Here is a 3,589-nt window from a genome sequence, read left to right as displayed (position 1 = left end):
CTTCGCCTTCGAGCCAGCCGCGGCGCGACAGGTGCCGGCACACGCGATGCGCGATGATGTTGGCGAGCTGCGTCAGTTGCGCAGAGGTGGGGGCACGGGCGCGGCGCAGGCGCGGCTTGCGCCGCGGGGGCTCGACGTTCGCGTCGTACACGCCGTCGAGCCACAGCATGTGGAAGTGAACATTCAGGTTCAGCGCGCTGCCGAAGCGCTGGATCAGGGTCACCGCACCGCATTGCGCCGTATCCCGCGGCACGCCGGCCTGATCGGCAAGCCAACCGGCGATCACACGATGCACGATGCCCAGCACCGGGCCGATCGCCTCAGGCTTGCTGGCGAACAGGAAGCGCAACGGGTACGGGAAACTCAGCACCCATTGCCGCACCGGCCGCGGGCCAAACACCTCCTCCACCAGGTGCCGCGCGCTCTCGGCCATGCGCCGCGCCCCGCAGCTGGGGCAGAAGCCGCGCTTCTTGCAGGAGAAGGCCACCAGCCTCTCGGCCCGGCACTGCTCGCACACCACGCGCAGGAAGCCGTGCTCGAGCACGCCGCAGCGCAGGTAGGTCTCGAACTCCTCGCGCACATACTCGGGCAGCGGGCGGTCTTCGGCCTCAAGACGCGCGATGAAGTCCGGGTAGCGCGCCTGCACTAGCGCGTACAGCAGCGTGCGCTCGGGCAGGTGGCGCGCGTAACGCGCAGCGGCGTGGGCGGCCGGCAGTGGCGCGCACACCTCGGCCTGCCGCCGGGGTGCGGTCAGGCGCGGCACGAAACACTCCGTTGCAGGGACGGCTGCTCAGGGTTGCGCCTGTGTTCGCACGTTCGTATCGGTGCGTTCTGATCTTCGCGTCAGACATTGCCGCGGCGACTCCCGCCTCGACCGCCTCGACACCCAGGTGCAGGGGGCGGCCCAGAGCGCCGAATCCGCCAATCAGGGCGCCCAGTGCGCCAACCAGCGCCTCGACCAGATCGAAGGCCGCGTGCAGCGGCTGGAGTCGTCGCCGCGCCGCGTGCCGCGCGGGTGAGCACGCACTCCGCTTGACCGACCGGCGCGGGGATCCGTCGCCTGCGCGGCGCGGATCCCCGCGTTGGATGGTGTTCCGCCCCCGAGGAGCTTCCCATCCGTACTTTCCCCCACTCCCTCTCCCACCCGGGCCGGCGCGCGGTTGCGCTGGCCCTGGCGCTGGCGCTGGCCAGCGTGGGCGCCCCCGCCAGCGCGCGCGACGACGGCACCCCGCCGGTGACGTCACTGGACGAACTACCCCGCGGCCAGGACGTCTCCGACACGGTGAGCCGGGCCGCCCGCAGCACTCGGAGGTGCTGGGAGACTAGCGGCTGGCTGACCCCCAACGCCTCGACCAGCTCGCCCACCGCCCGCGGCGCCGCGGAGAGCTCCATCACGATCGAGAGCCGCACCGGTGTGGCCAGCGCCCGGAACAGGTCTCCCATCGCCTCGACGGTGTCGGATCGGGCCCAGTCTTCGACCGCTCCACCGTTCATTATCCGACCGTAGGACATGCACAGGTGTCTACGTAGACATATTCGAGGGGAAGACCTGCCAACTCGTCCAGATTAGGGGACGAGCCCGATGCCGGTGGCGGTGTCGGTGCTGCTCGCGGGCGCCGGTCCTGGCCTGATCAGTGCTCGGCGCACGTGCTCCATGCGGTCGTGGTCGCCGTCGTCGTCAACGCTGCACCCGGTCGTGCCGCGACACGCCCGGCGCCGTGTCGCTGCGTGCGGTGTCCTCGCCGCCTGCGGTGTCGGATGCCGTTGCGGTGAGGGACTCGATGTGGTCGAGCAGGACCTGGCGGGTCGCGCCGAAAGCCACGATGTCGACGCCGATCCGTGCGTGGTGATCCTGGGTGTAGCCGGTGAGCCGCTGGTAGAGCTCCTGCACGGCCTCCGCGGCCCAGTCTGCGCCGGTCGGCGCGACCGCAAGCCGTCCACTCGTCTGCTCCGCCGGGGCCGAGGTGGGCTGGTCGGTGCGTACCGCGCGCAGCGGCACGATTGTGGCGTAGGACCAGCAGCGCAGGACCCACTCGAACGGGCCGTAGGTGTAGCGGCGCAGCCACAGGTGAGCGAACACGTCCAGGGCGAGCCACACCCCAAGGGCGACCAGGGCGGCGTGGAAGGCGCCGAGCTGCCCCAGCAGGCCCAGACCCCAACCGCAGAAGATCGCGGTGAGCAGGATGGACTCACCCAGGTAGCCGGTCAGCGACATCCGCCCGGCCGGCTCCACCAGCCGCAGGACCCGGCTGCGGGTGGCCAGGGCGATCACCGCGACGTAGCCGGCGGTGAGCGCGGGGGCGCTGCCGAACCCGATGGCCACAGACAGCACGTCGCGCAGCGGGCTGCTGGGGCCGGGGCCGTGGGCGAGCCATCCGGCGGCGATCCCACCGGGTAGCCCGATCGTCGCGGCGAGAACGAGCAGGCCCTTCCACAGCCGGGTGTGGTCGGCCGGGTTCGCGAGGATCCCGAGGCGGCCGGCGACCAGGTCGAGCAGGAACATCGCGAACGCGGGGAACCAGTTGAGCACGCCGAACGCGATGAACATCTCGGGCAGCACCTCGACCCGGCCGACGGCGGCGTCGAGGAAACTGCCGCGCAGCGCGGCGTCGAGGATGGCCGGGTCGCTGCCGACCAGCCCGTTCTGTGGGGTGCCCCGTGAGGACAGCACCAGATCGACCAGCAGCAGGATCCCGGCCGTGAACGCCGCCGCCGCCGCCCACAGCGCGGCCCGGTTGCTGCGGGCGACGAAGAACAGCAACCCGACGCCGAGCAGGGCGTAGCTGAACAGGATGTCGGCGATGAAGAAGAACACCGCGTGCGCCACGCCGAGCACGGCGAGCCCGACCAGGCGGCGCCGGTAGCGGCGCAACCCGTCACCGGTGCGGCGGCGCAGCAACAAGGTCAGCGAGTAGCCGAACAGGAACGAGAACAGCAGATAGAACTTGCCCTGCGCGAACGCGACCACCGCGAACGCGGTCGCCTGGTCGTACCAGGTCGACGTCGACGACGGAAGGAAACCACCGGTCCCGCTGATCGCCAGGAACGGCATGTTCACCAGCACGATCCCCAGCAGGGCTAATCCGCGCAGCTGATCGGGCAACGGATGGCGGACCGCGCCCGGAGCCGCGGTCGAGGCGGTACCGGACGAACTCACGACGACACCGTTGAAACGAACATGTTCGCTCTTCGGGGTAGGTCTTTGGCATCGTGTTCGTCCATCTAATCCTCTCATCGCAAATGTAACGCTACTAAGCGGCGCTACGGAAACGCAAAAAGTCCGCTATCGGCGTGCATTGGCACGCTTCGATAGCGGCATTATGGGCCATTGTGGCGGTTTTCGCTATATCCGTTGCTGCTTTTGCGGCCTGATAGCGCGATAGTTGCGGATAAATCGTAATGGCTGGTGGGGTATAGGAAGTTCAACCGCCCTTTTTGGCGAGTCTGGCGGGTAGGCGGCGGTCGCGCAAGCGCCGCTTTGGGCACAGATCGGGCACAGATCGGGGGTTCATGCGTGGGTTTTCGACATCGCGGGGCCACGCAGCGGCTCAGTGCGTAGCCATTTCTCACCGAATCCCGGCACAGGGCC

The 3,589-nt window shown here is 69.4% G+C and carries 3 protein-coding genes and 1 pseudogene; 1 reads left to right on the top strand and 3 read right to left on the bottom strand.

Annotation, left to right across the window (positions count from 1 at the left end; all coding sequences use genetic code 11):
* Positions 1-763 (bottom strand): transposase zinc-binding domain-containing protein (locus GGR23_RS22940; protein WP_183368611.1); only part of this gene is annotated, 763 nt, incomplete at its 3' end.
* Between the two features lie 61 nt (positions 764-824).
* Between GGR23_RS22940 and GGR23_RS23575 the strand changes: the two genes are divergently transcribed.
* The gene (locus GGR23_RS23575; RefSeq protein WP_130104399.1) at positions 825-1,019 is read left to right on the top strand and encodes a hypothetical protein; all 195 of its coding nucleotides are present in this window, start codon (positions 825-827) and stop codon (positions 1,017-1,019) included.
* 265 nt (positions 1,020-1,284) lie between these two features.
* Here the strand turns inward: GGR23_RS23575 and GGR23_RS23570 are convergent.
* Both GGR23_RS23570 and GGR23_RS22925 read right to left on the bottom strand, forming a co-directional pair.
* A pseudogene (locus tag GGR23_RS23570) lies at positions 1,285-1,443 on the bottom strand (ArsR/SmtB family transcription factor); the annotation flags it as partial.
* Positions 1,444-1,678: 235 nt separating this feature from the next.
* The gene (locus tag GGR23_RS22925) at positions 1,679-3,103 is read right to left on the bottom strand and encodes a DUF418 domain-containing protein (protein WP_183368610.1); all 1,425 of its coding nucleotides are present in this window, start codon (positions 3,101-3,103) and stop codon (positions 1,679-1,681) included.
* Positions 3,104-3,589 lie beyond the last annotated feature (486 nt).

This window comes from Gellertiella hungarica (assembly GCF_014197145.1).
Classification (GTDB): Bacteria; Pseudomonadota; Alphaproteobacteria; order Rhizobiales; family Rhizobiaceae; genus Gellertiella; species Gellertiella hungarica.
The sequence above is the reverse complement of the archived record's forward strand: the minus strand, read 5'-3'. Positions and strand labels throughout refer to the sequence as shown.